Origin of the sequence: Marinoscillum sp. MHG1-6 (genome assembly GCF_024714475.1) — a bacterium.
GTDB lineage: Bacteria > Bacteroidota > Bacteroidia > Cytophagales > Cyclobacteriaceae > JAMZMI01.
The window spans coordinates 42,739-68,328 of the sequence record NZ_JAMZMI010000008.1; the positions used below are offsets into that span (position 1 = coordinate 42,739).

The 25,590-nt window shown below is 41.3% G+C and carries 19 protein-coding genes and 1 tRNA gene; 9 read left to right on the forward strand and 11 right to left on the reverse strand.

Going from position 1 to position 25,590, the window contains the following annotated elements; genetic code table 11:
- Nucleotides 1–250: 250 nt before the first annotated feature.
- The 4 genes from NXR94_RS15270 to dnaE all read left to right on the forward strand — a co-directional run bounded on the left by NXR94_RS15270 (nt 251) and on the right by dnaE (nt 8,977).
- Nucleotides 251–3,589: a sensor histidine kinase gene (locus NXR94_RS15270; protein ID WP_258105532.1), complete on the forward strand. Its 3,339-nt coding sequence runs from the start codon at nt 251–253 to the stop codon at nt 3,587–3,589.
- On the forward strand, nt 3,586–3,954 hold the full coding sequence (locus NXR94_RS15275; protein WP_258105533.1) for a response regulator: 369 nt from the start codon (nt 3,586–3,588) through the stop codon (nt 3,952–3,954). Before NXR94_RS15270 ends, NXR94_RS15275 begins: the two co-directional genes overlap by 4 nt.
- A gap of 56 nt (nt 3,955–4,010) precedes the next feature.
- Nucleotides 4,011–4,364 (forward strand): hypothetical protein, encoded by a 354-nt coding sequence (locus NXR94_RS15280; RefSeq protein WP_258105534.1) that lies wholly within the window; start codon nt 4,011–4,013, stop codon nt 4,362–4,364.
- Between the two features lie 380 nt (nt 4,365–4,744).
- Complete coding sequence (gene dnaE / locus NXR94_RS15285; protein WP_258105535.1) at nt 4,745–8,977, forward strand: DNA polymerase III subunit alpha; 4,233 nt, start codon at nt 4,745–4,747, stop codon at nt 8,975–8,977.
- A gap of 9 nt (nt 8,978–8,986) precedes the next feature.
- Here the strand turns inward: dnaE and NXR94_RS15290 are convergent, their stop codons facing one another.
- Entirely contained in the window at nt 8,987–10,003 is a 1,017-nt protein-coding gene (locus NXR94_RS15290; RefSeq protein ID WP_258105536.1) for a helix-turn-helix transcriptional regulator, read from the reverse strand.
- A gap of 356 nt (nt 10,004–10,359) precedes the next feature.
- Here NXR94_RS15290 and NXR94_RS15295 point away from each other — a divergent pair, with 356 nt between their 5' ends.
- From NXR94_RS15295 to trxA, 3 genes are all read left to right on the forward strand, one after another.
- Complete coding sequence (locus NXR94_RS15295; protein WP_258105537.1) at nt 10,360–11,469, forward strand: hypothetical protein; 1,110 nt, start codon at nt 10,360–10,362, stop codon at nt 11,467–11,469.
- Complete coding sequence (locus tag NXR94_RS15300) at nt 11,466–12,074, forward strand: hypothetical protein (protein ID WP_258105538.1); 609 nt, start codon at nt 11,466–11,468, stop codon at nt 12,072–12,074. Before NXR94_RS15295 ends, NXR94_RS15300 begins: the two co-directional genes overlap by 4 nt.
- Nucleotides 12,075–12,235: 161 nt before the next feature.
- Nucleotides 12,236–12,559 carry a thioredoxin gene (trxA, locus tag NXR94_RS15305; RefSeq protein WP_258105539.1) on the forward strand — a complete coding sequence of 108 codons (324 nt, stop codon included), beginning with the start codon at nt 12,236–12,238 and terminating at the stop codon, nt 12,557–12,559.
- 77 nt (nt 12,560–12,636) lie between these two features.
- On the opposite strand, the gene NXR94_RS15310 is transcribed toward trxA, so the two are convergent.
- From NXR94_RS15310 to NXR94_RS15350, 9 genes are all read right to left on the reverse strand, one after another.
- A complete protein-coding gene (locus tag NXR94_RS15310; RefSeq protein WP_258105540.1) occupies nt 12,637–15,045 on the reverse strand; it encodes an ABC transporter permease in 2,409 nt (802 codons plus the stop codon).
- 320 nt (nt 15,046–15,365) lie between these two features.
- The gene (locus NXR94_RS15315; RefSeq protein WP_258105541.1) at nt 15,366–15,782 is read right to left on the reverse strand and encodes a BrxA/BrxB family bacilliredoxin; all 417 of its coding nucleotides are present in this window, start codon (nt 15,780–15,782) and stop codon (nt 15,366–15,368) included.
- 40 nt (nt 15,783–15,822) lie between these two features.
- On the reverse strand, nt 15,823–16,155 hold the full coding sequence (locus tag NXR94_RS15320; RefSeq protein WP_258105542.1) for an iron-sulfur cluster assembly protein: 333 nt from the start codon (nt 16,153–16,155) through the stop codon (nt 15,823–15,825).
- Nucleotides 16,152–16,583 (reverse strand): SufE family protein, encoded by a 432-nt coding sequence (locus NXR94_RS15325; protein ID WP_258105543.1) that lies wholly within the window; start codon nt 16,581–16,583, stop codon nt 16,152–16,154. The genes NXR94_RS15320 and NXR94_RS15325 overlap by 4 nt, the downstream gene beginning before the upstream one ends.
- Complete coding sequence (locus NXR94_RS15330) at nt 16,580–17,815, reverse strand: cysteine desulfurase (protein WP_308706279.1); 1,236 nt, start codon at nt 17,813–17,815, stop codon at nt 16,580–16,582. The genes NXR94_RS15325 and NXR94_RS15330 overlap by 4 nt, the downstream gene beginning before the upstream one ends.
- Complete coding sequence (gene sufD / locus NXR94_RS15335) at nt 17,815–19,089, reverse strand: Fe-S cluster assembly protein SufD (protein ID WP_258105544.1); 1,275 nt, start codon at nt 19,087–19,089, stop codon at nt 17,815–17,817. Before sufD ends, NXR94_RS15330 begins: the two co-directional genes overlap by 1 nt.
- Before the next feature lie 6 nt (nt 19,090–19,095).
- Nucleotides 19,096–19,854 carry a Fe-S cluster assembly ATPase SufC gene (gene sufC / locus NXR94_RS15340; protein WP_258105545.1) on the reverse strand — a complete coding sequence of 253 codons (759 nt, stop codon included), beginning with the start codon at nt 19,852–19,854 and terminating at the stop codon, nt 19,096–19,098.
- 17 nt (nt 19,855–19,871) lie between these two features.
- Nucleotides 19,872–21,317 carry a Fe-S cluster assembly protein SufB gene (gene sufB / locus NXR94_RS15345; RefSeq protein WP_258105546.1) on the reverse strand — a complete coding sequence of 482 codons (1,446 nt, stop codon included), beginning with the start codon at nt 21,315–21,317 and terminating at the stop codon, nt 19,872–19,874.
- A gap of 145 nt (nt 21,318–21,462) precedes the next feature.
- A complete protein-coding gene (locus tag NXR94_RS15350) occupies nt 21,463–21,924 on the reverse strand; it encodes an Lrp/AsnC ligand binding domain-containing protein (RefSeq protein WP_258105547.1) in 462 nt (153 codons plus the stop codon).
- A 679-nt stretch (nt 21,925–22,603) separates the two neighbouring features.
- On the opposite strand from NXR94_RS15350, the gene NXR94_RS15355 reads away from it, so the two are divergent.
- Both NXR94_RS15355 and NXR94_RS15360 read left to right on the forward strand, forming a co-directional pair.
- Nucleotides 22,604–22,753, forward strand: a tRNA-Asp gene (locus NXR94_RS15355).
- A gap of 238 nt (nt 22,754–22,991) precedes the next feature.
- Nucleotides 22,992–24,680 (forward strand): AMP-binding protein, encoded by a 1,689-nt coding sequence (locus tag NXR94_RS15360; RefSeq protein ID WP_258105548.1) that lies wholly within the window; start codon nt 22,992–22,994, stop codon nt 24,678–24,680.
- A gap of 6 nt (nt 24,681–24,686) precedes the next feature.
- Here NXR94_RS15360 and NXR94_RS15365 read toward each other — a convergent pair whose 3' ends face one another.
- On the reverse strand, nt 24,687–25,496 hold the full coding sequence (locus NXR94_RS15365) for a DUF3298 and DUF4163 domain-containing protein (RefSeq protein ID WP_258105549.1): 810 nt from the start codon (nt 25,494–25,496) through the stop codon (nt 24,687–24,689).
- Between the last annotated feature and the right edge of the window lie 94 nt (nt 25,497–25,590).

Sequence of the window (25,590 nt, forward strand, 5' to 3'; positions counted from 1 at the left end):
TCGAGGTGATAAATCCGGCCATTGTTGGATTGTAGCTTAAAACAAGGCGAGATAAGAAGTTGAATGGGAGAAAGTAGATATTTTTCTCATATTCCTCAACCGCTATCGCTTACAAGCCTGATAATTTGTTAGGTATATTATGTATCATTTGTCAGTTTTGTCTATTTCTATAGTTATAAACAATTAGTTTATTCATAATTTTTAGTTGAATTGGAGTCTTCTTTTTAAGGGATTTTTATACCGGATAACAATGACTAAAGAAATTTTCAATTATTTATTAATCGCAGCAGTCCTTTCTTGTGGAGTCCAAAAGTCATTATTTGCCCAGGAAAAGTATCTTTCTTTCAACTATCTAACCGCTGATGACGGACTTTCGGATAATTATATATCATTCATTTATCGTGATAGCAAAGACTACGTTTGGATTGGCACAGCGGACCAGGGGGTAAACAAATTCAATGGTTACCAAACGAAGGTTTATCAACCTGAGTACAACAAACCCGGAACGCTTAGCGGTGGCAGTGTTTCCTGCGTTTTTGAAGATAAAAATAATAATGTTTGGATCGGTACATTCAACGGGTTAAATCTCTATGTTCCCGAAAAGGATTCCTTTTTAGTTTATCAAAACATTCCTGGTGACAGTACGAGCATAGCTGGGAACTGGGTTTACGATATTTTGGAAGATAAGGAAGGAAATCTTTGGATAGTACTAGGTGCAGGAGGGGGATTATGTAAATGGATTCCCGAGGAGCAAAAATTTGAACAATATTCTATACCGGATGGAGTGATTCCAAATTATCCAAATCGTAACAGTTTGGTTTCCGCTGGAAGAGACTCAAAAGGGGTGTTTTGGGTATTAAACTTTGGTCGAGGTATCTATTCATTTGACCCAAGGACAAAAGAATATAAGTATTATAATGATTCGACGGACGGTCTTAGTAATCATGGCTGGAAAACGCTACTAGTGGATGAGAAAGATAAAATTTGGGTGGTATCGTTTGAAGATGGCTTTTACTCGTTTGACACTTCAAATAAGAAATTTAAGCATTATGGAAAGTTGATCGGCCTTGACGGAAGTCAATCTAAAGTGCTAACTGGATTAATCCAGATAGATGCTGATCACATCTTGATTGGAGCTGATCAGGGAGGTATCAGTAGCTTTAACAAGCAAAATGAGACTTTTGAAAATTTTCTATGTCAGGATTGCAATGTTCAGGGCTTGAATAGCCTGGGTGTTCGATATATTTACATTGACAGGGAAAATATTCTTTGGGTGGGAACAACCAGAGGAGGAATAAATTACAGCAATCCAAAGCAAAACAAGTTTAGAACCGTCAATCATATCTCGAATCTTGCATTTGATAAGCTTCGAAATATTATTTCCTGGTTGTATGAAGATTCAGAGGGACGGGTTTGGGTTGGTACAGATGGTGGCGGAGTGGATATTTATGATCCAGAAACTGGAAAATTTGATAATTTGCATCATGATCCGAATGATCCGAATAGTTTAAGCGGAAATGTTATTCGCTGTATAGCAGAGGATAAAGATCATAACTTTTGGATTGGTACATGGGATGCTGGGCTCAACAGATATAATCCTAAGACTATGAAGTTTGATAGGTATTATCCGGGACCGAATGCCTCAGACATTTCGTCAAATGCAATTTGGAATTTCACCATAGATCACAATAATTTGATGTGGATGACTTCATTTTTTGGCGGAATCGATTTATTTGATACTGAAAGGGGAGTTATCAAACGGTTTAGGTCTGATACCAATATTCCAGGTTCACTAAGCCACAATTTGGTTTGGCTTATTAAGGAGGATAATGACCATAATATTTGGGTTTCTACAAGCAATGGGGTTAATCTGTATAATCCGAACACAGAGAAATTTCGGGTTTATCATTTTCCTGATGATGATATTCGGGCCTTTTATAGAGGTCGTGATGGCTCGCTTTGGGCTGGTAGTGTCAGCAGGGGACTCTATGAATTTGACATGGACGGTACCATTCTTAATAACTATGACGTAAGCAATGGTTTAGCCGATAACACCATACATGCCATTCTTGAAGACAATTCTGGAAGTTTATGGGTATCCACCAATAACGGACTCAGCCAGTTGGATCCGAAAACGCAGGAGATAAATAATTATTACAAGCAGGATGGCCTGCAGGGAAACTTGTTTTATGAGCTTTCAGCTGAAAAGTCCCGAAGCGGGGAATTTTTTTTTGGTGGGTACAATGGTTTCAATTCTTTCCTTCCAGATAGTTTAAGAGCTAATGATTTTATTCCCCCTATATATTTTACAGATTTTAAAGTTTTTAACAAGTCAGTAGTTCCAGGTTCTTCAGATTTGATCCTTAATGAACACATAAGCGTTGCCAAATCGGTGAGATTAACCTCAAAACATACAGTTTTTTCAATAGAGTTTGCAGGAATCAATTATACCAATCCTCAGAACAACGATTATGCTTATATCCTGGAAAACTTTGAAAAGGAATGGAATTATGTAGATAATAAAATGAATGCAACTTACACTAACCTTGATCCGGGGGAATATGTATTTAAGGTGAAAGTTTCTAATAATGATGGAGTTTGGAATGATCAACCAGCAACCCTAAAGATTATCGTTGAGCCAGCCTTTTGGCAGACTGGTATTTTCAGGGTAGGAGTAATCTTTATCTTTTTTGCAGGAATGGTGGGCTATTACTATGTTCGGTTTGAGCGTATAAAAAGGCAGAGAAAAATGCTGAAAACCCTGGTGCAGGAAAGAACCCTTGAACTGGAGGAGCGGAAAAAAGAAATTGAGGGGCAGGCTGAAAAACTTCAGATACAAAATAAAAAACTTCAGGAACAAAAAGATAAACTACAGCAAACCCAGCTGCAATTAGTTCAGTCAGAAAAGATGGCTTCCCTTGGTATTCTTACTGCTGGTGTAGCTCATGAAATAAACAATCCTCTCAATTTTATACAAACAGGGTTGTATTCCATTGAAACGATTCTGGCTGATGAGAAGATAAGTTCATATACGCTCAATAGGGTATTAGATCATATTAAATTGGGAGTTAACAGGGCATCTGCTATTGTTAAGAGTTTAAATACCTTTAGTAGGAAAGATTCGCAGGAATTTCGGAAATGTGATATTCATAATGTCATTAGCAACGCCCTGCTCTTACTCAACCATGAGTTGAAGTATAAATGTGAAGTCGAAACGCATTTTACTGAGGAGCAGTTTACGCTAATGGGAAATGATGAAAATCTGCATCAGGTTTTCATCAATATTATTATGAATGCACTACATGCTATTGAGGAGAATGGAAAAATAACCATTAGTACAAATATTGTAGATCATCGATTAGTGGTTAAAGTGAGGGATAATGGTTCGGGGATGAGTAAAGAAGAACTAAATCAAATATTTGATCCGTTTTTTACTACGAAAGGCCCCGGAAAGGGAGTTGGTCTTGGATTATCTATCGTGTATAAAATAATTGTAGAACATAAAGGAGAAATAGAATACAGCTCAGAAAAAAACAAAGGAACTGAAGTCAAGATAACATTGCCTATATCTTATTTGAATAACAAATGACTGAAAGATTGCCTAGAATATTGTATGTTGATGATGAAGTATTCAACCTTGAGTTATTTAAACTGACTTATAAAAACCACTATGATGTGATCGTTGCAAGCTCTGGCCCTGAAGCCTTGCAAATGATGGACGCTAGTGATGATATTCGCCTGATTGTTAGTGATATGAATATGCCATTAATGAATGGCCTTGAGTTTATTGCCGAAGCGAAAAAAGTTAAGCCGGAATTGCCGATGGTCATTTTATCAGGATATATGCGGACAGAGACAATTGACCGGGCCATTGATTCAGGGCTGATAGAAGAATACTTTATGAAGCCTTTGAAAAGGGAGGAACTAATTCACTTTATCTCCGAAAAATTGTAGTTGCTTTTGAAATTGAATGACATGTTTTATTTTAGGCCAGCCTAATAAATTAACATATGCCGGGATTTCAACTCATCAACTTTAAAGGAAAGGAAATAGCCTACGTGGATTACCGCAATCAAAAAGAAAATGAAATGATTGCCATTGCTTCTGACCTGAGACAATGGCTCATCAAGGAAGGGAGGCCACACCTTAGACTTGTGAATATTTCTGAGGCCTATGCCACACAGAATTTCAATAAGGTGATCCGTCAGATGGGAGAGGAGACCAAGCATATTCCTTTCAAGGGAGCCATCGTTGGAGTTACCGGAGGAAAAAAAGCACTGCTGTTGATCTACAATCGAATTCTAGGCGGGAAGCTCAAGCCCTTTGATACCGAAGAAGAGGCGAAGGCGTATTTGGTGGGGTAACTGAATTTGCTTGCATTGCTGGAGTTGTCTACCCCAATCAGTTGCTCATGTATGTTGGGGAATAACATCAATATAGGCGGAGGTTCAAATCCCCCTTTAGGAAAGGGGGTGGCTGAAAGCCGGCGGATTGTTTTTAAATGATGTTTATTACTGCCATGGCTCGAAGTGACTACTGAAGCCACCTAGACCCGATCGTAGCATGCAGCAACGCTGCGCGAAGAGCGGGTATGTCATACGGAGCAGAGGGAAAGCTATTCTCTCCTAAAACTTTTCCACAAGACCAAAATAAGTCCGGTGAAGTAACCGGGATTGAACCGGGATTTTTTTATTTTGTTCTTTATCCTGAAAGCTATCAGGATCCATAACCAAACCACCACTGCATGTATCTCATTTTTGATACGGAGACCACCGGTCTTCCGCGCGATAAAAATGCTCCTTTAACCGATTTTGACAACTGGCCGAGGCTGGTTCAGCTGGCGTGGCAGCTACATGATGGGCAGGGGAAGTTACTCTCTCAGGGTAATCATATCGTGCGTCCGGATGGCTTTACCATTCCTTTCAACGCAGAAAAAGTTCACGGAATATCCACAGACCGTGCTCTTGAGGTCGGAGAGGACCTGAAGGAAGTACTGGCGAAATTCACCGAAGATGTGAACCGGGCCAAGGTGTTGGTGGGGCACAATGTGGAGTTTGACAACAAGATCATCGGGGCAGAATACCTGCGTACGGAGCAGGAAAACATCCTGGAAGGTTGTGAAAATATAGATACGGGGCTGGCGACCATCGACTATTGCGATATAAGAATGGGCAATGGTCGTAAGAAGATGCCAAAACTCGTGGAGCTTTATGAGAAGCTCTTTGGTCATCCCTTTGAAGATGCGCACGATGCGGCATACGATGTAGATGCAACATCCAAGGCTTTCTTTGAATGTCTGAAGCGTAAGGTGATCAAAACGTGGGATGATACGAATCCTGCGTCAATCGTCTACGAAGAGCCCGACCTCTCGGAGGCCAACTTTGCATGGATCAGGAAAAAGTCCGATGATGATGCGACAGTCAAAAAGGTTGACGTTGAGGATATCAAAGGACCCTTTGTGCATTTGCATGTTCACTCCCAGTGCTCGGTCCTACAGGCAACGCCAAATGTGGAGTCCATTGTGGCGAAGGCGAAAGATTGCGAAATGCCTGCGGTTGCTATTACCGATCTGGGGAATATGTTCGGTGCGTTCAAGTTTGTGCGTGCAGCGCTCAAATCAGGTATCAAACCGATTGTAGGATGTGAGTTTTTTGTGGCAGAGGAGCGTAAGAAACTACAGTTTACGAAAGACAGTCCGGATAGAAGATTTCAGCAGGTATTGATCGCCAAAAACAAAAAGGGGTACGAAAACCTCATCAAGCTTTCATCTCTGGGTTATATCGAAGGATTGTACGGACTCTATCCTCGTATTGACAAGGACCTGATCAAACAATATTCCGAGGGCGTTATTGCTTTGAGTGGAGGACTCTATGGAGAGATTCCGAATCTGATCCTAAATGTGGGTGAAACTCAGGCTGAAGAAGCACTGCAATGGTGGTTGGAGGTGTTTGCTGATGATTTCTACTTTGAGATCAACCGTCACCAGCTGGATGAAGAAAAGCACCTCAACGATGTGCTTATAGGCATGGCGAAGCAGTTTGGGGTGAAGATGGTTGCGGCCAATGAGTTATTTTATCTTGATAGACATGAAAGCAAGGCTCACGACGTCTTGCTTTGTATCAAGGAAAACGAGAAACAAAGTACACCGATCGGAAGGGGGAGAGGGTTTCGTCCCGGATTGAAAAACGATGAGTACTACTTCAAGACTCAGGATGAGATGAAGAAGGCATTCACCGATCTTCCTGAGGCCATTGAGAATATTTCTGAGCTGATTGACAAGGTGGAGGAGTACAAGCTCGAAAGGGATGTGCTACTTCCCAAGTTTGATATTCCGGAGGAGTTCATTGACCCTGAAGATGAGAAAGATGGGGGCAAGCGTGGTGAAAATGCGTTTTTGCGTCATCTGACCTACGAAGGAGCCAAGAAGCGGTATGATGAAATTACGGATGAAATTCGCGAGCGTCTGGATTTTGAGCTAGCCACAATTGAAAACACGGGTTATCCGGGTTACTTCCTCATCGTTCAGGACTTTACCTCCAAAGCACGCGAGATGGGCGTTTCAGTTGGGCCGGGTAGGGGGTCCGCGGCAGGTTCTGCGGTGGCCTATTGTATCGGTATTACCAACGTTGACCCGATCGCATACGATCTCCTTTTTGAGCGTTTTCTTAACCCGGACAGGGTATCCCTTCCCGATATTGATATTGACTTTGACAATGAAGGTCGCGAGCGTGTGATCGACTACGTGGTGAAAAAATATGGGGCCACACAGGTCTCTCAGATCATCACTTACGGTACCATGGCGCCAAAGTCAGCGATTCGTGATGCTGGTCGCGTGATGGAGCTGTCGCTACCGGAAACTGATGCGATCGCCAAGCTTGTGCCGGAGAAACCAGGAGCCAAGTTTTCCAAGATCTGGGGAGAAGTACCCGAACTGGAGGCGATGCGTCGCGGTAAGGACCTGTCTTCCCAGGTATTGAATCAGGCGGTGGTTTTGGAAGGATCGCTACGAAATACTGGTGTCCACGCTTGCGGGGTAATCATCACGCCGGATGACCTGACCAAGTTTGTTCCGCTGGCACGATCCAAGGATTCGGACATGTTGGTAACGCAGTTCGACAACAGTGTGGTGGAGTCTGCCGGTATGTTGAAGATGGACTTTTTGGGTTTAAAAACTCTTTCCATTATCAAAACAGCTATTGAGAATGTGAAGAAGCGTCACGGGATCGAAATCGATATCGATGAGATTCCACTCGACGATCCAAAAACTTACGAGCTATACCAGAAAGGTGAAACAAACGGTACTTTCCAGTTTGAATCGCCAGGTATGCAGAAGCACCTGAGGTCCCTGAAACCGGATAAGCTGGAGGATTTGATTGCTATGAACGCCCTCTATCGTCCCGGTCCCATGGAGTACATTCCTGACTTTATTAACCGTAAGCATGGACGTGCGGAAATCGTATATGACCTTCCGGAAATGGAAGAATACCTGGCAGAAACCTATGGTATTACGGTCTATCAGGAGCAGGTGATGTTACTGTCGCAAAGTCTGGCAGGCTTTACCAAAGGTGAGGCCGACGTGTTGCGTAAGGCTATGGGTAAGAAGATCTTCAAGTTGCTGGAAGAGCTCAAGCCGAAGTTCGTCAACCAGGCCATGGAAAAGGGTCATCCCAAAGATAAGCTTGAAAAGATCTGGAAGGACTGGGAAGCATTTGCAGCCTACGCCTTCAATAAGTCGCACAGTACCTGTTATTCTGTAGTGGCCTACCAGACAGGCTACCTGAAAGCCAATTATCCTGCGGAATACATGGCTTCTGTATTGACGCACAACCAGAATAACATTGAGAAGGTCAGTTTCTTCATGGAGGAGTGTAAGAGTCAGGGTATTCCGGTATTGGGTCCCCACGTGAATGAATCTGGACTCAACTTTGAGGTGAATGCTGAAGGAGAGATCCGCTTTGGTCTGGGAGCCATCAAAGGGACAGGTGAATCTGCCGTATTGGCGATCATCGAAGAACGAGACGAGAATGGGCCATTCAATGATATTTTCGATTTTGCTTCGAGAGTGAATCTACGTTCTGTGAACAAGAAGTCTTTTGAAAGCCTGGCAAAAGCAGGTGGATTTGACTGTTTTGAAGAGTTTCACCGTAGGCAGTATGTCGATCCTGATGAGGATGGGCAGTCACTGATCGAAAAGGCGATCAAGTATGCCAATAAAATGCAGCAGGAGGAGGACAGTGCGCAGGCATCACTCTTCGGGGGAGGTGGTGACTCGACAGATGTTACGGTACGTCCGAGAGTAGGTCGCATAGAGCCGTATGGTAAGATCGAGGAGCTGAATATTGAAAAGGAAATGGTGGGGCTGTATATCTCAGGTCACCCATTGGATCAATTCAAATTTGAGATCAACAACCTTACGAATGCTACACTCTCTGACCTTAAAGACCTTGACGCCTTGAAAGGTAGAGGGGATATTAGACTCGGTGGTGTTGTGAGTAGTGTGCAGCATCGAATGACCAAAACCGGAAAGCCGTTTGGACAATTTACTCTTGAAGACTTTAATGATTCGCATTCTTTTTTCTTGTTTTCACAGGACTATATCACCTTCAAACCTTTCCTGGAAACCGGCTGGTTTTTATACATCAAGGGTTCGGTGCAGAATAGGTGGAAGAGTGAGGAACTGGAATTGAAAATCAATCACATTGAGCCACTTGACGAGATCAGGGAGAAAATGACCAAGGGCATTGAGCTTCAAATGAGGCTTTCAGATGTCAATCAGATGCTGATTGAAGACATTGAAGGGTTCGGGCAGAAATATCCAGGAAGCAATGTGCTAAAGCTCAATGTGGCAGCACAATTCGAAGATCGTGTAATCAGCCTGGAAATGCTGAGTAGGAAAGTGTCCGTAGAACTTTCTGATGAGTTGTTGAAGGAATTGGATAGGATGGAGGATATCAGGTACAGAGTGCTGTTGGCTTAAGGTCTTGCATCAACTCAATCCATTCCCATTTTTGATTTTGGCTTCAAGCGCCTGGACTTTGGCATCCATCCGATTAAAGAATCGGTTGCGGGACTTTTCAGCTCCCTGACTGATTAGTGTTGATTTTTGTGTGATGTTATCGATGTGATTTTGAATGTTCTCACAGAAACGCACGTCTGAGGTACTCAAAACACTGAGCGTGTTATAAGTTAAAAAGCAGATACGTTGATTATCCATCTGAAAAAGCATGGTGTTATCACCAATGGCGATTTCGTTGTAATAGAGATTGAAAGTGTTATGATGTCCTGAATTAGGTGCGTTTATATGCATTTTCTTACCCATTCGCGCTTCCTCCCTCAAGAGAGCCACCATTTGAGCCAACTCGTCAACAATCACCAGTGCATCTTCCTGCTTGATGAGATCAATATCGAAGTAGTACTCAATTTGTCTTAAAGTAATATTGATTGTTTCATCACTCCAAAATTCAATGGATGGGATGGTCATAAACTCATTCCAAATGGTCTGGCACTTGCCGCTGATTTCCTCGTCGATATGCGTAGGGTCAAATGGGAGTCCCGTCATTTTCTCACTATTGAGGATGGTTTTCTGCCAAAAGAAAGATTTGAACCATGATAAGGTAGGAAACTGATAGTAGTGCATAGGAAGGATATCCTTTGCTATATAGGTGAAGCATTTATTTTCGAACCTATTTACCAACGCCAGATGATCATGTATAGAGGAGAGATAGGGCAAATAACTGGTTGCTGGTGTAATATTTTGTGTGTTGAAAATGACCGATTCATTCGATCTGGGATTCAGAAACCCATCGACGGAGACCTTATATTTATCTGAAATAAGGCTAATTTCTTCAAATGAGAGCAGCGTTTCGCCTCTTAGCCGTCTGTAGGCACTGTCTTTACTGACATTCAAAAGTTCGGCCAACTCATCAACAAATGAGATCGCAGGATCAATTTTGTCTTTAACAAGATTCAAAAATGAAGTCTGGATGTGTAGGTTGGAGGCCATGACGGTGGAAATTCAGACTAACTTAGATACAAAATAGCGCTTTTATCCATCATTTCTAAGCTTTTTCAGCCATCAATACCTTCAATGAATATCATGGAGTTGTGTTTGAATTAAATCCTGTTAGATCATGAAATACTAAAATTTGCAAAATTTGATACTGAATAGCCCTGTTTTTACGGCTGGATGCAAATCATGACCTAGAGTCTTTTTTTGTATTGATTATTGCAAGTGCACAGACGGTTTTTGCATCTGCATTTTTGAAAATCCTTTGATCATCAGCACCTCGCTCCGATAATCCGTTTCAAAAACCCTTGAATTCTGATCAAATTGACCATATGCACTAAAGGATTTGAACGATGAAAGTATTATTAAAAGACACTTCGCTAAGGGTTTTCCTGTTTTTGGTAGCCCTGTTGGTTTTGCAATTGTTTCTGCTGGCTCAAACCAGACCTTCTATCGCAATTATTAGTATTGATACGAAAGACATCGAGTTAGATGATGAATCCATGGCCAACCTGGTTCGTCTGGAATTAGAGAAGATCGATCAGTATGAGGTATTGGATAAGTATGATGTTCAGGATGCGATTTCCAAAGAACCTAACCCGGGCACCAATTATTTTGGTAAGAAGTCTGTGCTCAGTGCAGGTAGGATTTTAGGTACGGACAAGATGCTTACCGGGGCTGTAGAGCGATATGGAGATAAGATCGTCTTCATTTTGCGGTTGATAGATGTAAAAGCTGAGGCCGTAGAGAAATCAAGTGTTATGGAATATCAGGATGTCCAGAGTGAGATACAAACCATGGCCATGATTTCCGTTAAGGACCTTTTGGAAATACCTAATGATCAGCACTTGGTTGATTTATTGATCAATTACGATTTACCGGTGACCACGATGAAAACCACGATGAGTCTCAATGGCCCTCGAATGGGAGCTGTGTATATGGCCGGAGACAATGGAGCCCGCTTAAGGGCTTCAAGACTGGAGGGAGGTTTTGATATGTTTCCGGTTACGTCCATGTTCGGATACCAGTTTGAAAAGCAATACTTAAGCTCAGGTCAGTTTCAGGCTTTGGTTGAAATTATCACCGCAGTCAATGGATTGGAATCAGGAAAGTTGATACCCTCGGTCTCTTTCATCAATGGTTTTAGGTTCAGTAAGTCAGGTATGGAATTTGGTCTGGGGCCAAATTTAAGGGTCACCAGGGTGGAAGACGGTTTTTATGTAGGGGATAGATGGTATCGTACGGAGGATGTTATTACGGTGCCGAGTAATACTGAGGTTGTGCGAAGAATTGATAGCCGTGGGACTTTACATACTTCTTTGGGTTTAATTATAGCCGTTGGGAAGACTTTTAAGTCGGGGTATTTAAACATACCATTTAATGTGTATGTATTGCCCAGAAAGGATGGAACAACTGTCGGATTGACTTTTGGCTTTAATACTACCAACCGACCTAAATTGTGAAGAGGTTGAGGTTATGTTGTTTAGCCATCCTGTTTTGGCATATACTCATCCCAGCCGTAGGATTTACTCAGGATTCCATTAATTATAAAACCTGGTGGGTCGAGCTAGGAGCGGGTGGTTTTGCGGCTATTGAAGAGGTTAAGGGAGCTAAGATTAATTTATCCTATAATTCTCTACGAGGGAATAAGCTAAGATCTGTAGAAGTTAATTTTTATCGCGAAGCAAGCCTATTTGGGCCGGCTCCTGAGGAATTCTATATATCAGGTTCCTATTTATTCGGATCTATGGAAGATGCCAATGAGAGAATTAAACCGTTCTTCTTGTTTGGTCCAGGGGTAATGTATGGTGTGAGGCGAGGAGAATATCAAGGTAATTCCGGCGGTTTATTTTCATCGGATATGTACGAGGAGGTTGATTTTTTTAGCCCAAAACTCTCCATGATTATAGGGTCAACAATTCCCTTTGGTCCCTTTGGGGTATTTGTACCACCCGGGACACCATATGTGCCAGTTGCCGTAAGTCTATTCATTGATCTAAGTAATTACAGGCCAATGATTGGTTTTAACCTTAACCTTATACTGGGGCAATTGTCAAGACGAGGCTAACTGATTGAGTTACTAAGGGATTTGTTCCATTTTAGTCATGATTCTTACTTTATATGTCCGAAAGCTAACAAACTTTAAAAAAGTTAAAACCCAGAAAAACTTTAAGGGATATCTTTGCGTTCTGCTTCTGAATATTAAAAGAAAACTTAAAGAGAATTAAAATGGCTAAACCAGTAGAAATAACCGATCAGAATTTCAACGAGGTATTGGATACAGATCAACCCGTATTGGTAGACTTTTGGGCTGAATGGTGTGGTCCTTGTAAAATGATCGGTCCACTAGTTGAAGAGTTGGCCTCAGACTATGATGGCAAAGCGGTGATAGGAAAAGTGGATGTTGATGTAAACCCTGAGGTTTCAGCAAAATTTGGAATTAGATCAATCCCTACATTATTGGTGTTTAAAAACGGAGAAGTAGTGGATAAGCAAATAGGAGCGGTTCCTAAGACTGTATTGAGTCAAAAAATTGAGGCTCAATTGGCTTAAGAACGTTTAAAAAGATAAGAAAAAACCCTGACGAATTTCGTCAGGGTTTTTTGTTTGATTCGTGTGAGAAGTGTGCTTTACTCATCTCTGAGTACATTGGCGGGGTCCGCAGTGATGGTTTTATAAAAGTTTGAGAGGACGGTGATCGAGGAAATTAATATCGCTAGAATGCCTGCTCCTAAAAATGGAAATACACCCACCTCAATTCTGTAAGCAAAATCTGATAGCCAGTTTTGGACGATGTAATAAGCTACCGGTGTGGCAACAGCCAGGGACACCAGGATCAAAATGAATTGTTCCTTATAGCCAACTATAAATAAACCAATGGTATTGGCACCCAGTACCTTTCTGATTCCGATTTCCTTCGTTTTTTGCTGTGCTATGAAAGTTGCCAGCGCAAACAATCCAAGACAGGCAATGATTACCGTGAGTATGGCAAAGATGCCCAGTATTTGACCCAGGTTATTTTCGCTTTTATACATCGCTTTCAATTCAGTATCCAGCACCTTGTAGCTAAAGGGTTTATGCGTGACAAATTCTTCCCAAACCTTTTGAATATGAGCCAGGGATTGATTGTTTACCTCATTTACCCTGATCGCAACAGTTCTGAAAAAGAAGCCACCATTAGGGCCTCTTCTTCCAATATCCAGAACAAATGGGCCAATTTCCGAATGAAATGACTTGTAGTTAAAGTCCTTAACCACTCCAATAACTCTTTCATTACCATTATTTGATTGCAATCTCTTGCCAAGTGCATCATCGGGGTTCGAGTATCCAAGTGTTTTAACCATTGACATGTTGATGATCACTGACAAGCTATCCTCATTGTCGAAAGTGTCATTAAAATCTCTTCCGGCTATAACGTCTAGTCCCATGGTTTTTACGAATCGCTCATCGATAAGTAGGGCAGGATAGAAGTTGGTTTCTTCCGGAGCCATGCCATCATGGTGAAAATCATGATTGTTGTTGTTTGTTCCCAGGATATCACTCATGATTGTGACATCCTCCACGGTTGAATTGGCCATCAGCGCCCCCTTAAAAGCGTCCAGTCTTTGGTTGAGGTTGGCGCCTACAGCATTAAGTAACACGATGTTTTTTGAGTGATATCCGTAATCCTTGTTATTGAGGAGCATTAATTGTTGATAGGTGATAAAAGTGAAAATAATCAACACTATGGCAATAGAGAACTGACTGACCACAAGCCCTTTGCGAAGTAGCTGTCCCTTGGCATTGGAGAAGAATTTCCCCTTAAAAACCAGTAGAGGGTCAAAGGATGAAATAAAGAAAGCGGGGTAGACCCCGGATATCAATCCAATGGCCAGCACTATAACGAGCTGAAGTACTACGTTTTTCAGTTCAAATATATCTGCCACAGTCAGGTTGATCAGGTCCTTGAGGAAGGATATCGAGATGTAGCAGATAATTAGCGCTAGTATGAAAGAAATGAACGATATAATGACTGATTCGGACAGAAACTGCACGATCAATTGGGACTTGGTTGCACCGGCAACTTTACGTACTCCTATTTCTTTTGCTCTGAGTAATGAAAAGGAGGTAGAAAGATTGACAAAATTGACAATGGCGATGATGATCAAGAAGATGGCGCATGATATAAAGATGTACACGTATTTGATATCGCTATTGGCAGCCATTTCAAACTCCAGATGCGATTTGAGATGTACATCTTCGATTGGGATCAGATAATGACTGGTAAGGTCCCTGGATCGCTCATCGTAGTATTTCTTCACAAAGGGTGGAAACTTGTTGTTTTCAAGATCCGCCAGATCTACCTTGGGACTGAGTTTGACGTAGGTCCATACAGGGTTCCACACCCATTGCGTTCGAATAAATTGAAGGTTACTTTCCACGGTTTCCATAGACAGTAACATCTCGGTATAAATGTGGGAGGTGCCTCCTTGTCGGTAGATTCCGGTCACCTCGAAGTCGCTTTGCTGAAAACCTTCATGTGTTATCTTTTGACCAATAGGGTCAGCATCACCAAAATACTTTTTTGCCAGTTTTTCAGAAATGACGGCAGTGAAAGGGTTATCCAGCGCGGTTCCTTCATTTCCTCTGATCATTTCAAAATCCATCATAGAGAACACACTTGTGTCTACAAAATAGACATGCTGTTGATTGAACTTTCGCTTGTCTGCTAACTCCAATGTCACAATAGGTGATTGGAAGTTGAAAAACCTTACCTGGTTCTCGATGATATCCGGATAGTCATTCATTAACGCCGGTCCGGTAGGATAGGGGCAACTGGAGGAGTTTTCAAGGTAATTCTCACTTTCTATGATCTCCGCGAGCCTGTAGAGCCTTTCATGATCAGGGTGTGTTGCATCATAGCTTAATTCGCGAGAGACATACTTAAAAATGAAAATAAAGGCAGACAGGCTGATCGCTAAACCAATAATGTTGATAAAGCTGATCAATTTGTTTTTCGCCAAACTACGGAGAGTAGTTTTGAGGTATTCGAATATCATGTAATTAGAGTTAGTGGAATTTTTAACTCTCTGGTATGCACATGACTCATACGAGGAAGAGGGGTCAAGGTTATTAAATTTGTGATAGTCGGTAAAATACCAAAGTTGATTTGTTAAAAAGGGTGCTTTTGCTTCAAATCATTGAGGTTGCGATATTATTTATAAAATTTCATGATATAGTCGGAAGGGATTTTTTAGAATCACCAATCCACAATAGCGATTCATTATGCGGATTTTAGCGTTCCCTAATAAATGGTAAAAAAAAGCCCCGATCATATGATCAGGGCTCCCTATTTATCTTAACTGATTAACAATGGGTATTAGCAGAACTCGCTATATACTTCAACTAAATGATTTGCAATCATTTCCGCGGACCTTCCTTCAATGTGATGTCTTTCTACAAAGTGTACCAACTCACCATCTTTGAACAATGCAATTGATGGAGAAGATGGAGGGAACGGTAATGTGTACTCACGTGCTTTTGCAGTAGCTTCCATATCCACACCGGCAAATACCGTTGCCAAATGATCAGGTTTTTTATTAGATAAGTTAAGGGAAGCGAGAACGCCCGGACGGCAAGTTCCTGCAGCACAGCCACAAACTGAATTGATAACAATCAGGGTAGTTCCTTTATGATCTTTTAGATGATTTTCTACAGCGTCAGCAGTTTTGAACTCCTCAAAACCCACTTCTGTAAGCTGAGTTCTCATTGGTGCTACTAATTCTTCTGGATACATTTCTTTTTAATTTATTGTTTTCTGTTCTTAGTCTATATTATTACATGAATCCCAGCTCAAGCTTGGCTGATTCAGACATCATATCTGTCGTGTAAGGCGGATCAAACGTTACCTCAACCGTTACGTCATTTACTTCGGGGATAGCTTTGATTGCCAACTCTATCTCCCCAGGAATACTTTCTGCCGATGGGCAGGCTGGTGAGGTTAAAGTCATCAATACATGCACATTATTGACTGGGAAAATATTGATTTCGTAGATCAACCCCAGTTCAAAAACGTCCACTGGGATTTCCGGGTCATAAACCGTTTTGATTTCGGTTACGATTTTTTCCTTTAATTCTAGAGTATCGTTTGTCTTTGTCTCTTCCATCATGCATTGGTTTTTGTACTTAAAGCCAGCGCATCCAACTTCATCTGTTTGATCATGGCTGCAAATCCATTAGATCTTTGGGTGCCTATGAATCTATTCATTCCAATTTTTTCCGGAAAATAGACGTCATTGTTAAGGATCACCTCAGGAGTTTGACCTGATAGCACCCTCACCAGCAGGCTAACAAGTCCTTTGGTGATAGCCGTGTTAGAATCAGCTTCAAATTGCACCTTATCATTCTCCAGTCCGGCCATAAGCCAAACTTTTGATTGACAGCCTTTCACAATATTTTCATCTGTCCGCTTCGAAGCTTCCATTTCCGGAAGTTGCTCGCCTAATTCCATGATATAGTTGATGGTCATTTCCATATCACCATCCAGCATGGAAAATTCTTCTATGATCTCGTCCTGTATTTCTTTGATGTCGCTCATTTGCGAAACTTACTTACTATTTCTTTTAAAGCCTGGGCAAAATAAGCCACTTCATCTACGGTGTTGTAAACAGCAAAAGAGGCTCTTACCGTTCCCTCAATCTGGAAAATATCCATTAAAGGTTGAGTACAGTGGTGACCAGTTCTTACTGCGATACCTTTTGCATCAAGCCACATCCCCAAATCGAAAGGATGAATGTTTTCCACGTTGAAAGAAATAACACTTGCCTTACTTTCCGCCGTACCAATCGGCTCAAAACCGTCTATTTCACTTAATAACTTTGTTCCCTCATCGAGCAGTCGCTGTTCATGGTCATGAAGAAATTGATGTCCAATCTGGCTCATGAAATCCATGGCAGCCTTAAATGCGACCACATCACCAATATTCGGAGTGCCCGCTTCAAACTTGTAGGGGATATCATTAAAGGTAGTCTTCGCAAAAGTCACTTCGCTGATCATTTCACCACCTCCCTGATAGGCATCCATTTTTTCAAGCAACAGACGTTTCCCGTAAAGTATCCCAACACCTGTTGGGCCATACATTTTATGTGCTGACAAGGCAAGAAAATCACAATTGAGGTCTTTAACATCTACCTTTTCATGTGGTGCCGCCTGTGCGGCATCAACCAACGTAATGGCTCCTGCTTTGTGAGCATCAGCTATGATTTCCTTAATCGGATTGATTGTTCCTAAGGCGTTAGAAATATAAACCGCTGAAACAATTTTCGTCTTGTCAGAAAGTAATTTGAGGTATTCCTCATAAATGATCTCCCCTCTGTTGTTGATAGGGATCACTTTTAACTCTGCTCCAGTCTGTTGACATAGGATTTGCCATGGAACGATGTTGCTATGGTGTTCCATGGAAGTGATAATAATCTCATCGCCTGCTTTCAGAAACTTGCGTCCATAGGCTTGCGCCACCAGGTTGATGCCTTCGGTGGTTCCTTTGGTAAATACAATTTCCTCAGCTTCAGGAGCATTAATAAAAGCCTGAGCAGCCTTTCGTGTTTCCTCGTAGGCACTTGTGGCTCTTTCAGCCAAAGTATGTATCCCTCTATGGATGTTGCTGTTATCCCGGTTGTAATAATGGGATAGGGCATCGATCACTTGCTTAGGTTTTTGAGAGGTGGCCGCATTGTCAAAATAAATCAAAGGTTTTCCATTCACCTGCTGATCTAATACAGGGAACTGAGCTCTGATCTCATCTATTGACAATGTCGTGGTTATACTCATTAACCTAGTTTGTTTAGGATTATGCTTTCTATTTCGTCTTTTACCAGCTCTTCTTTCACTTCTTCAAGCGTTTCTACTGCGAAAGCGGTCAGCATCAATGCTTTGGCTCTCACCTTAGAAATTCCTCGTGCTCTCAAATAGAAGATTGCGTCTTCATCCAACTGTCCTGTTGTACAACCGTGAGAACATTTCACGTCATCAGCCCAGATCTCCAATTGTGGTTTGGTATTGACCGTAGCTGAATCAGATAAAATAATATTGTTATTGGACTGGAAAGCATTGGTTTTCTGCGCTTCCGGTCTCACATAGATTTTACCATTGAAAACACCTCGTGCATTTTCATCGATCACTCCTTTATATAATTCATTACTAAAGGAGTGAGGCTGTTTATGGTCTACGGCAGTATTGTTATCAACCTGTGTGTTGCCACTGATTACGTATAAGCCATTCATATGACCTTCACAGTTTTCACCGTCAATATCAATGACCACATTGTTTCTGATCACCGCTCCACCGAAGGTGAAGGTATTGGTATGAAATCTTGAATCTTTGTCTTGAGAAGCGTAGATACCTTCTACTGCATATACGTTCTTAGGGTACTGCTGAAGTTTTGTAAACCGAACTGAAGCATTGGATTCAACTTTTGATTCCAACATGCCGATAACCAGTGCAGCAGCATCACCGTTCACAAAGGTCTTTTCATAAACCCTTGTTTGACTTCCCGTCTCTGCGTCTATCAGAATCCTTGGAAAGCTAATCGATGTATTTTCAGCATCAAGGAAATGATATATGAATGTCGGAATGTTGTCACTGTTTCGTGCAGCTTTGAAAAACAATCCTCCTGAAAACTGAGCGCCGTTCAACTGCGCAAAAGGGTCCCTTGAAGAGTTCGATACCTTTCCCAATAGGTCAAGCTCACTTTCAGAAATTACACTGATTTGGAGATGATTGGCATCACTCTTTATTTCAGAAAGGTCTGACTTCCATACTCCGTTTATGAAAACAAGATGATTAGCTTCATTAACAGGATAGAAGCGCTCCTTAATTTCAGCAATATCCCAGCTCGTTTCTAATGGAACTGAAACTTCTGAAAAGTTCTTTTCCAGAATTCTTGCAATCTGGGTATACTTATAAGCCTCAGACTTACGATGTGGTAAGCCTAAAGTGTTAAAAGCCTCGAAGCTTCCTTTCTGAAAGTCTGAAAGTCCTTCTTTTGACCCGGTTTTTGCTTCAAATATGGTTGTGAATTGATCTGTTAGCGTTAATTCTGCCATGTCTACTTATGCTTCAACTCCTTCTTCATCTTTAATCCAGTCGTAACCTTTCTCTTCAAGTTCAAGAGCGAGATTCTTATCTCCGGATTTCACAATTTTTCCTTTGTACAATACGTGAACAAAGTCAGGTACGATGTAATCAAGAAGTCTTTGGTAGTGAGTCACCACGATGGTAGCGTTGTCCTTACTTTTCAGCTTGTTGACACCATCCGCCACTATCTTTAGGGCATCAATATCCAACCCTGAATCAGTTTCATCAAGGATGGATAGTTTCGGCTCCAACATGGCCATTTGGAAAATCTCATTTCTTTTCTTTTCTCCACCCGAAAACCCTTCATTGAGGGCTCTGCTTAAAAGGGCCTGATCAATGTCTACGAGCTTCATTTTTTCTTTCATCTCTTTCAAGAAGGAAACAGCATCCAAAGGCTTCAGACCTTTTGATTCTCTTACCTGGTTTACGGCTGTTTTCAGGAAGTTGGTGGTAGAAACTCCAGGGATTTCAACAGGATACTGAAAAGCAAGGAAGATACCTTCGCGCGCTCTTTCTTCCGGGGCAAACTCAAGTAAGTCCTTACCCATGTAAGAAACACTACCGCCAGTTACCTCATATTCCTCTCTTCCGGCAAGTACAGATGCGAGTGTACTTTTTCCAGAGCCATTAGGGCCCATGATCGCATGTACTTCACCCGGCTTAACCTCAAGGTTGATTCCCTTCAATATCTCTTTATCTTCAATTGAAGCTTGTAAGTTTTCTATCTTTAGCATGTTATTGAATTGAGTTTTTAACCAACGCTTCCTTCAAGCGTAAGTGCCAATAGTTTTTGCGCCTCAACGGCAAACTCCATTGGTAATTTGTTCATTACTTCTTTTGCGAAACCATTTACGATGAGAGCAACTGCGCTTTCCTCATCGATCCCTCTTTGCTGACAGTAGAAGATCTGATCTTCACCGATTTTAGAGGTGGTGGCTTCATGCTCAACCTGGGCTGAGTTGTTTTCTACATCTATATATGGGAAGGTGTGTGCACCACATTTGTCACCCATGAGTAGGGAATCACATTGTGAAAAGTTTCGTGCATTTTCTGCTCTTTTCATTATGTTGACCTGACCTCGATAACTATTTTGTGATTTACCTGCAGAAATCCCTTTGGAAACAATTCTTGATCTGGTGTTTTTACCAATGTGGATCATTTTAGTTCCGGTGTCAGCTTGCTGATAATTATTGGTCACCGCCACTGAGTAGAATTCACCAACCGAGTGATCACCTTTTAATATACAAGAAGGGTACTTCCAGGTCACAGCGGATCCGGTCTCAACCTGAGTCCAGCTGATTTTGGAATGATCTCCGGCGCAAATACCTCTTTTCGTTACGAAGTTGTAAATACCACCTTTACCGTTTTTATCACCGGGGTACCAATTCTGAACAGTTGAGTATTTAACCTCTGCTTTTTCAGCAGCATATATTTCCACAACGGCTGCATGCAACTGGTTTTCATCACGCATTGGAGCTGTACAACCCTCAAGATAAGATACATATGATCCCGGCTCAGCCACAATCAAAGTCCTTTCAAACTGACCTGTATTGGCAGCATTGATTCGGAAGTAAGTCGATAATTCCATCGGGCATCTTACCCCTTTAGGAATATAGCAAAAGGATCCATCGGAGAAAACCGCTGAGTTTAGGGCAGCAAAATAGTTATCCGCCGCAGGGACAACAGATCCAAGATATTTCTTTATTAGCTCAGGGTGCTCCTGCACTGCTTCACTGAATGAGCAGAAAACAATTCCAAGTTCTGAAAGTGTCTCTTTGAAGGTAGTGGCAACAGAAACTGAGTCGATAACCGCATCCACAGCGACACCTGTAAGTCTTTTTTGTTCCTGAAGGGAAATACCTAAACGCTCGAAGGTCTTTAGTAATTCAGGATCAACTTCTTCCAGGGATTTGGCTTTTTTGGATTGCTTGGGTGCAGAATAGTACTTAATCGCCTGGTAGTCAATTTTCGGGTAGGTCACATTGGCCCATTTTGGCTCATCCATTTCCACCCATCTGCGGTAGGCTTTCAGTCTCCACTCAAGCAACCATTCCGGCTCTTCTTTCTTTGAGGAGATGAATCTTACGATATCCTCACTGATACCTAAGGGAGCCTCGTCTGCTTCAAAATCAACAGACCAACCGTGTTCATATTCCTTGGAGGTGAACTCCTCTAAAATTTGGTCGTCCTTACTCATAAATTATTTTTCAGAATCTGTTTAACCTGATAACAGTTGTACTGCTAAACAGTTCGGCAAAAATAGCATCTATTTGGATTAATTCTAAATAAGATACTAAAAAGGATGAGTAAGGACGATTATACCTCTATAATTTCAGCTTATATTAAAACTGAAGATGTCTGTTTAAGCTTTCTTCAAGGGAGATAAACGTCTCAGTTCTTTCGATTCCCTCCACCTTTTGAATTTTATCATGAAGAACATCTTTCAGGTGCTTAGTATCTTTACAATGTATCTTAATAAAGATATTGTAGTTACCCGTAGTGTAATGCACTTTAACGATTTCAGGGATTTTTCTTAATTGTTCGACAACCTGATCATAGAGTGAGCTCTTTTGAAGAAATATGCCCATGAAGCAGGTGACGTCATATCCCAATTTAGAATAATCCATCTGAAGAGTAGTGCCGCGTACCACACCCATTTCTTCTAATTTCTTCATCCTCACGTGAACTGTTCCACCTGATACAAAAACCTTCTTAGCCACTTCTGTGTAAGGTATTTTTGCATCATCCATCAGTAAATTGAGGATTTTTAAGTCGATATTATCAATTTCGTAATTTTTACTCATTTTAGAGGAATCTTTTTTTAAATACGCAACGAATACTATGCAATTTTAGATGACATCTAATTATTAACCAAATTTATTAAAATATTTTTAATAATATTCTAAAACTTCTTAATTTTGAGTCAACAAAACGTTCTAAAACACAACAAAGTCACACTGTAGGGTGATGAAATTGGCAGACATGCCCTCCTGTCTCGAGGGTGGAGGTAAGGGATAAATCCCGGGTGTTTCAAGGTATTCTTCGGAATTCCTTGAAACATCGGGGACTAACTGCTCCGTGGAGGTTCGAATCCTTCCCCTACAGCCATCATTTTTGGGTTAATGTTGTTTATTTGAATCTGGTCGAAGTAGGGGTGCTTCGGCCTTTTTCTTTTTATAGCCCTTTGTGTTCTCCAAATACCCACATCAATTTTTCGGTCAGTCATCATCTTCCAGAATTAATTAATTACTTCCGATTTGAATATTAGGGATGAAGAGGACTATACTAAGCAGCCCTTAAATGCGAAAATTAGGCCTATTTCAAAGGAAATGCGCGTTTTCATATTTTGGAATTCGCAACAAAATGATCAAAACGTTGCTATTTGAATTATTTATTGAAAAAAATGTTGAAATGGTTTTAATGTTTTGATCATTGTATTAATTTTGTCTCAACAAAACGTTCTAAAACACAACAAAGTCACACTGTAGGGTGATGAAATTGGCAGACATGCCCTCCTGTCTCGAGGGTGGAGATAAGGGATAAATCCTAAATGTTTCAAGGGATTCTTCGGGATTTCTTGAAACGTCTGGGGCTAACCGCTCCGTGGAGGTTCGAATCCTTCCCCTACAGCCATCATTTTTGGGTTAATGTTGTTTATTTGAATCTGGTCGAAGTAGGGGTGCTTCGACCTTTTTCTTTTTATAGTGCTTTGTTTTTCCTGCAATTCTCCAATTCAAAGGTTCCATCCAATACCAAATTGTTAAAACAATTTTTCTGCTTTTGGTTGAAATGCATTTATGTACCATGCTTATTTCAATTTTAAGTTCAAATAGTTCTAAAACAGGCTATATTTAGCGGAAAAACATCAAAAATGTCAAGACAACCCTGGATTGAAAATTACCCAGAAGGAGTACCGAACTCAATAAACCCTGATAGATATAGCAACATTCCGGAGCTATTAGCCGAATCAGTCTCAAAATTTGGAGACGTTCCTGCATATATAAACATGGGTAAGTCTATCACCTTTTCAGAGTTGGATCAACTATCTAAAGATTTTGGTTCTTACCTGATCAATGTGCTCGGACTGAAGCAAGGGGATAAGGTTGCTATTCAAATGCCTAATATTCTACAAAACCCCATAGCTATCCATGGGGTGCTCAAAGCTGGTCTTGTCGTGGTAAATACCAATCCGTTGTACACTCCTTCAGAAATGAAGCATCAGTTCAATGATTCCGGGGCTAAGGCAGTGGTCCTTCTGGCCAATTTTGCTTGTAACCTGGAGAAGATCCTTGCTGAAACAGTTATCGAACATGTGATCATTACTGAGCTGGGCGATCTACTGGGAGGGCTAAAGAAACCGTTAGTGAACTTTGTGGTGAAGCATGTAAAGAAGATGGTTCCTTCTTATAATCTCCCCAAGGCAGTGACATTCAATGCTGCTTTGAAAATGGGGGCCTCTCAACCACTACAAATCCCGGAGATGAAGGCAAATGATCTGGCCTTTTTGCAATATACGGGCGGTACCACCGGCGTATCAAAAGGGGCTATGTTGAGTCATCGCAACCTGATTGCCAATGTACAACAGGTGGAAGCATGGCTGAAACCGGCCAACTTTGAAGATGGTAAAGTCACTTTTATTGCGGCTCTCCCTCTTTATCACATTTTTGCATTAAATGCTCATTCACTTTTTCCGGCCAGAATTGGGGCATGTAATATTCTGATCACCAACCCACGGGATATGAAAGGCTTTGTAAAGGAGTTGGGTAAGTATAACTACGATTTGATTACAGGGGTGAACACATTATTCAACGGATTGTTGAATACTCCCGGTTTTGCGGAGTTGGATCATTCCAACCTAAAAGTCGCCCTCGCTGGGGGAATGGCCTTGCAACGAGCGGTAGCTGAAAAATGGGAAAAAGTGACAGGATTGAAGATGGCTGAAGCTTATGGCCTGACGGAGACTTCTCCCGGGCTTTGTATCAATCCTTTTAACGAACAAAATAGAGTGGGAACTATCGGTATGCCTCTACCTAATACGGATATAGTACTGTTAGATGACGAGGGTAATGAGGTGGCAGACGGTGAAAAAGGGGAGTTATGTTGTAAAGGACCTCAGGTTTTTTTAGGTTATTATAACAGGGAAGAGGAGACCAAGGCATGTTTCATTAATGGATATTTCAGGACAGGTGACATTGCGATGATGGATCCGGATGGATTTTTTAGAATTGTTGACCGCAAAAAGGAAATGATTCTAGTATCAGGCTTCAATGTATATCCTAATGAGGTAGAAGAAGTTGTAGCCATGCATCCAAAAGTGCTTGAGGTTGGAGCAATATCAGTTCCGGATAGCAAGTCCACTGAAGCGGTTAAAATATATGTTGTTAAGAAAGATGACTCGTTAACAGCCGAGGAGCTTGAGGAACATTGTAAGAAGGAACTCACAGGTTACAAAAGGCCAAAGCATATTGCATTCTGCAATGAGCTGCCCAAATCGAATGTTGGTAAAATATTAAGGAGAATCCTTAGAGAAAATGATCTCAAAGAGAACTCTTATGATTAACCAGAGCTAGAGGGTCATTAGACCCTCAATAGTTTCAAATGGGATCAATAGCTCAGTTGGGCCTTCAGAATAAGCCGCAATTTCATAGCTGTTGAAATATAAAATGAGGCCCTTGTCTGAGAAACCAAATGTTTCAGGTAAGCTGAACTTATCGTTTTCAAAATTATAGCCACCATCACTTAGCTGTTGCGATGACTCAAGTCCTTTCGATTTTCTAAATTCTTTTTCAGCAATGACCATTAACCTGGAAAGGTCATTGAAAAGGTTGCTTATACTCTCAACCAGACGTCCCTTTTCATCAAAATTGAGGAAAGAAACTTTATCATAAGAATGGGCTCCTCCTGTATAACTTTCTGAGTTGATTCTAAAAGAGGTGAGTTCTGGTGTTTGATAAGATACTTTCGCCGAAATATCAACGGTCCATGGGGTCTGTGATTCAGGGAAAGCCTGTTTGAACTCCTCATATGATTTGATGAAGGCAGTCATGTTCTGCTTAATGTTATCACCAGTTTCGATTCCCGGCGGGATGTGGTCAATGATCATTTGGTTGATCACAGATCTAACCATTGAATTAAGGCTCTTCTTGTCCTTTTTAAATTCCGGGTAGGTAATGGTTATTTTGGTACATTCATCATTGATGCATGGTGTTATTTTTTCCTTGAGGGAAACCATTTCCCAACTTAATGGTTCTATCTCCTTGATCGCTTCTTCTTGAATGTTTTCGGTTTGGGTAGTCTTTTCCTGGGTATTGTTGTTGCAAGCTGAAAACAACAAGCTAGTTGAAAGGAAGAAGTAGGTAAAAATAGATTTATTCATGCGTTAAGAATGATTTTAGATGCATTGTTCCTTATTTTGGAAACATAAAGTGGGACACTCACTACGAAGATAAGGTTACGTCTAATACTATCTT